This window comes from Spirillospora sp. NPDC049652, from assembly GCF_040675125.1.
GTDB lineage: Bacteria > Actinomycetota > Actinomycetes > Streptosporangiales > Streptosporangiaceae > Spirillospora.
Genome location: NZ_JBFAOF010000587.1, coordinates 1 through 4,592, shown reverse-complemented (window position 1 = coordinate 4,592; position 4,592 = coordinate 1). Strand labels below are relative to the sequence as shown.

Here is a 4,592-nt window from a genome sequence, read left to right as displayed (position 1 = left end):
CGTCCACGATCGCGGCGTCCGGGCGGTGCTCGGCCACGGCGGCGAGCAGCCCCTCCGCCTCGCCGACCGCGGCCGCGACCTCGAACCCGGAGGTCTCCAGCAGCTTGATCAGCCCGGCTCGCAGCAGGACCGAGTCCTCGGCGATCACAATGCGCACGGCAACTCCACGGTGACGGTGGTGGGGCCCCCGACAGGGCTGGTGATCCGGAACGTACCGTCCACCGAGTTGACCCGGCGGGCCAGCCCGCGCAGTCCGGTGCCGCGGTCGAACGACGCGCCGCCCCTGCCGTCGTCGGTCACCGTCACGCGCAGCACGTCGCCCTGGCGCCGCACGACGACGTCCACCGACGTCGCGTCCGCGTGCTTGACCACGTTGGTGAGGGCCTCGGAGACGACGAAGTACGCGACGGACTCGACCGTGGAGGACGCGCGGCGCGGCACGTCCACCGCGAGCCGGACCGGGACGGGGACGCGCGCGGCGATGCCGGAGAGCGCGGCGTCCAGGCCCCGGTCCTCCAGCACGGCGGGGTGCAGGCCGCGGATGAAGTTGCGCAGGTCGGTGAGGATCTCCTTGGCCTCCTCGTGCGCCTCGACGATCACCTCCAGCGCCTCGGGCGGCAGGTCCTTGAGGGTCTCCCGGGCCAGGCCGAGGTTCATCGCGAGCGAGACGAGCCGCTGCTGGACGCCGTCGTGCAGGTCGCGCTCGATGCGGCGGCGCTCCAGGTCGGCGGCGTCCACGACGTCGGCGCGCTTCTCGGCCAGGTCCTCGACGCGCTTCTGCAGCTCCGCGGTCAGGTCCGGGCCGAGCAGGGACCGGACGGCCCCGACGTCCCAGCGGACCACCCCGTGCACCAGGTAGGGCGTCGCGACGAGCAGGACGAGCCCGCCCGCCGTGAGGACGCCCACGCGCACGGCGTGCCCGGTCAGCGACAGGGGGCTGTCCGCGGGCAGCGCCCAGGCGTAGGAGCTCACGGTGGTCAGCGCGAGTCCGGTCGTCCAGAGCGCGACCGTCGCGAGCGCCGCGGTCCCGACCAGGGGCCCCACCACGAGGTGGTAGCGGATCAGCCGCCACAGCTCCGGCGAGCGCAGGTCGCGGAGGACGTCCCAGGCGGACGCGCCCTCCTCGCGCGGCAGGGGCGGGACGTCCACCCCGAGCACGGCCCAGCAGCGCTCCCGGTGCGCGGACGCGAGGGGGCGGGCCAGGAGCGCGACGCCGACCACCGGCAGGGCGAGCCAGAGCAGGATGACCATCAGGTCCGCGGCGGCCCACAGCAGCCAGGGCAGCGCGACCACCGCCCACCCGGCGAACTGGAGGGGCACCCCGGAGGCGACGAAGACGGTCTCCCGCCATGTCGCCCGTGACCACGGCGCGTGGGTGAGGGCGCGCCGCGGTACGGAACTGGACAGCATGCGCAGAACGGTAAGGCCGCGGACGAGCCGCCCGCCATGTACTGGTTTTCCGTCCCTCGGGTGGTGTTAGCACCACCCCGGTTCGGATGACGGCGTTACTGATCTCCGAGGCGCGTTCGACCAGGCTGGAGGCAGGTCGAGGAGACCGCCGTAGAGAGGAACACCGTCATGGTCGCCAGCGTCAGCCCGATCGCCCGCCCCCGTGGCCGTCGGACCGCGTTCACCCCGCGACCGGCGCCCCTCCCCCGCCTCGGCGCCCCCCGCCCCCGGGCGGCAGGCCTCGGCGACCTGGACCTCCGCGAGGCGGGGGCGCCGACCGCCTGGTGCCCGCCGGTCCGGCCCACCGCCCAGGGGCGGGTGCGGCAGGCGGTGCGGCGGGTGCGGATCGGGCACGCGCTGGCCGCGGCCGGACTCGCGCTGCTGCCGTGGATCGCGGTCCTGGCGGCCCGGATGCCCTCCAGCGCCCACGTGACGAACTGGTCGGCGGCCTGGATCGGCCTGGACGCGATGCTCGCGGCCTGCCTGGTCGCCACCGGCGTCCTCGCGCTGCGCCGCGACGCCCGGCTGGCGCTGCCCGCCGCCGCCACCGCGGCGCTGCTGGCCATGGACGCCTGGTTCGACGTCCTGACCGCCGCTCCGGGCGCGGACCGCGCCGTCGCCACGGTGCTCGCGGCGGGCGTCGAGCTCCCGCTGGCGGTGCTGTGCGCGGTGCTGGCCTTCCGGGCCTTCCCGAAGTCCGCCGCGGAACATGGCTGAACCAGGTTTCAAGCCCTCTACCTGGGGAAAACCGACTCGTTCGCCACATTCGCCCGAGATCGGTGATGCCACCCCTTCCGGGCCTCTAGCATGGCGGGAACGCAGGGCCGGTCCCCCGTTCCCGAGGGCTCCGGCCCTTTGCCCTGAAGGCACGATCTGAGGTCCGCATCATGAACGACCGCGAAGTGCGCGAGCTGTGCCTCCGCCTCCTGCGCGACGGCGCGTCCGCCTCCCCGGCCGCCGCCGCGCCGGGCCCGGTGGACGCCTCCGCCACCACCCCCGCTTCCGCCGGATCCGCCGACGGCCTGCTCTCCCACGACATCGACGGCGACATCGCGGTGGTGAGCGTGCTCCGGCGGGGCAGCGACGTCTTCCGGCCGGACGAGGTCATGATCGAGGGCCTGACGTTCCAGTTCCGCGGCGGCGAGTGGATGGAGCTCGGCGGCGGCGCCGGCTCCGCCCCGGACCGCCCGCTCGACCGCCGCAGCGAGGACGAGCTGGGCGGCCCGCTGCGGGTCTACGCCTCCGGCCGGACGGTCCGCAACGCCGACCGGCTGCTGCCGTGGGGCGCCAAGTGGGTGAACCAAGCGCGGCTGCGGGCCGCCGACGGGGTCGCCTCGATCCGGATCGGGTCCCGGCTGCTGGCCGTGCCAGAGCACGGGCACGTGGCGATCGTCTGGGGCAGCCGCCGCGCGCCCGTCCTGGAGGCGCTGGACGCCGAGGGCGGCGTCCGTGGCGTCCTGGACCTGGAGCATCCGGCCGTCCCCGCGCACGCCTGACGCGCCCCTGACGACGGCCGGTTTTCGGACCGCTCCAAACTTGACCGATCGTTCTCGAAACACTAGGTTTCGATCATGGCCAGGACCAAGGAGTTCGACCCGGACACCGCCCTGCGCCGCGCCCTGGAGCTGTTCTGGGAGCGCGGTTACGAGGGCACGTCCATGGCCGACCTGGTGGAGCGCACCGGCGTGGCCCGCGCCAGCCTCTACGCGACCTTCGGCGGCAAGCACGACCTCTACGTGAGGGCGCTCGACCTCTACGGCCGGTCCCAGCCGGACATCGTGGAGGAACTGTCCCGCCCGGGGCCCGTCCTGCCCGGGGTCCGCGCCCTCGTCGAGCGGTTCGCGGCCGAGTCGCGCGGCCCGTCCCTGCGCGGCTGCATGGTGGTGAACGCGGCCGTCGAGATGGCGGGCCGCGACGCCACCGCCGCGCGGCAGGTCGAGGCGAGCTGGACTCACCTGGAGACCGCCCTGACCTCGGCGCTCATCCGGGCCCGGGCCCAGGGCGAGCTCTCCGCCGACCGCGATCCGCGCGCCCTGGCGCGCTTCCTGCTCGTGCTGCTCCAGGGGATGCGGGTGCTCGGCCGCGCCCCCGGCGGCGAGGAGCGCCTGCGGGACGCCGCCGACCAGGCCCTGGCCCTGCTCAACTGATCCTTCCCTCCGGCCGTTCGCGGCCCTTTGTCGCGCCCTGATTCAAGACCGATCATTCTCATAAGGAGCCCCCATGCGCTTCACCGACCGCGCCGTCCTCGTCACCGGCGGCGGAACCGGCCTCGGCCGCGCCGCCGCCCTCGCCTTCGCCCGCGAGGGCGCGTCCGTCATGGTCGCCGGGCGCACCGAGGAGCCGCTCAAGGAGACCGTCCGGCTGGTCGAGGCCGAGGGCGGGGCCGCCGCGCACGTAGTCGCGGACGTGTCCGACTCCGGCGACGCCGCGCGCATGGTGGCCGAGACCGTCCAGCGGTTCGGCGGCCTGCACGTGGCGTTCAACAACGCGGGGGCCTTCGTCCCGCCCGCCCCGATCGCCGATCTCGACGAGGACCTCTGGGCGACCGGCCTGAGGGTCAACGCGACCGGCACGTTCCTGTCCATGAAGCACGAGATCGCCCACATGCGCGGGCACGGCGGCGGCGCGATCGTGAACATGGCGTCCAACATCGGCGTCCACGGACGCCGTCCGAACCTCGGCGGCTACACCGTCGCGAAGGCCGCCGTCAGCGCCCTCACCCGCGCCGCAGCCCTGGACCACATCGGCGACGGCGTCCGGATCAACTCGGTCAGCCCCGGCGCGTCCGACGGCCCGATGTCCCTGCAGCCCGGCGAGTCGCACGCCGACCGGGCCGCCCGGTACGCCGCCTCCATCCCGGCCGGACGGATCGGCGAGGCTGAGGAGATCGCCGCCGCCGTGCTGTGGCTGGCGTCCGACGAGGCGGGTTTCGTGGTGGGCCACGACATGGTGATCGACGGCGGCGTCACCGCTTGACCCCCCTCGCGGGGATGACGGGCCGGGTCCCCCTCCCGGCCGATGCCCCCGGACCGCGCCGCCGTCCATACTCGTCCCGTGGCCGGACGGGACGTGGGATGGGCGGACGGCGCGGTCGCGGCGGTCGTCACGGCGGCGACGGTCGCGCCGGCGCTCCCCCGGGGCTG

The 4,592-nt window shown here is 74.9% G+C and carries 6 protein-coding genes; 4 read left to right on the top strand and 2 right to left on the bottom strand.

Annotated elements, in window-relative coordinates:
- Positions 1–157 (bottom strand): helix-turn-helix domain-containing protein (locus AB0J52_RS28455; protein ID WP_500185542.1); only part of this gene is annotated, 157 nt, incomplete at its 3' end.
- On the bottom strand, positions 145–1,410 hold the full coding sequence (locus AB0J52_RS28450; protein WP_500185541.1) for a sensor histidine kinase: 1,266 nt from the start codon (positions 1,408–1,410) through the stop codon (positions 145–147). The genes AB0J52_RS28455 and AB0J52_RS28450, both read right to left, overlap by 13 nt.
- A gap of 168 nt (positions 1,411–1,578) precedes the next feature.
- Here AB0J52_RS28450 and AB0J52_RS28445 point away from each other — a divergent pair, with 168 nt between their 5' ends.
- The 4 genes from AB0J52_RS28445 (at position 1,579) to AB0J52_RS28430 (ending at position 4,425) form a co-directional block, all read left to right on the top strand.
- Positions 1,579–2,166, top strand: a complete 588-nt coding sequence (locus AB0J52_RS28445; protein WP_500185540.1) for a hypothetical protein — start codon at positions 1,579–1,581, stop codon at positions 2,164–2,166.
- Positions 2,167–2,336: 170 nt separating this feature from the next.
- Positions 2,337–2,945 (top strand): hypothetical protein, encoded by a 609-nt coding sequence (locus tag AB0J52_RS28440; RefSeq protein WP_500185538.1) that lies wholly within the window; start codon positions 2,337–2,339, stop codon positions 2,943–2,945.
- Between the two features lie 75 nt (positions 2,946–3,020).
- Positions 3,021–3,596, top strand: a complete 576-nt coding sequence (locus AB0J52_RS28435; RefSeq protein WP_500185535.1) for a TetR/AcrR family transcriptional regulator — start codon at positions 3,021–3,023, stop codon at positions 3,594–3,596.
- Between the two features lie 73 nt (positions 3,597–3,669).
- Positions 3,670–4,425: an SDR family NAD(P)-dependent oxidoreductase gene (locus AB0J52_RS28430; protein WP_500185534.1), complete on the top strand. Its 756-nt coding sequence runs from the start codon at positions 3,670–3,672 to the stop codon at positions 4,423–4,425.
- The last annotated feature ends 167 nt before the right edge of the window (positions 4,426–4,592 follow it).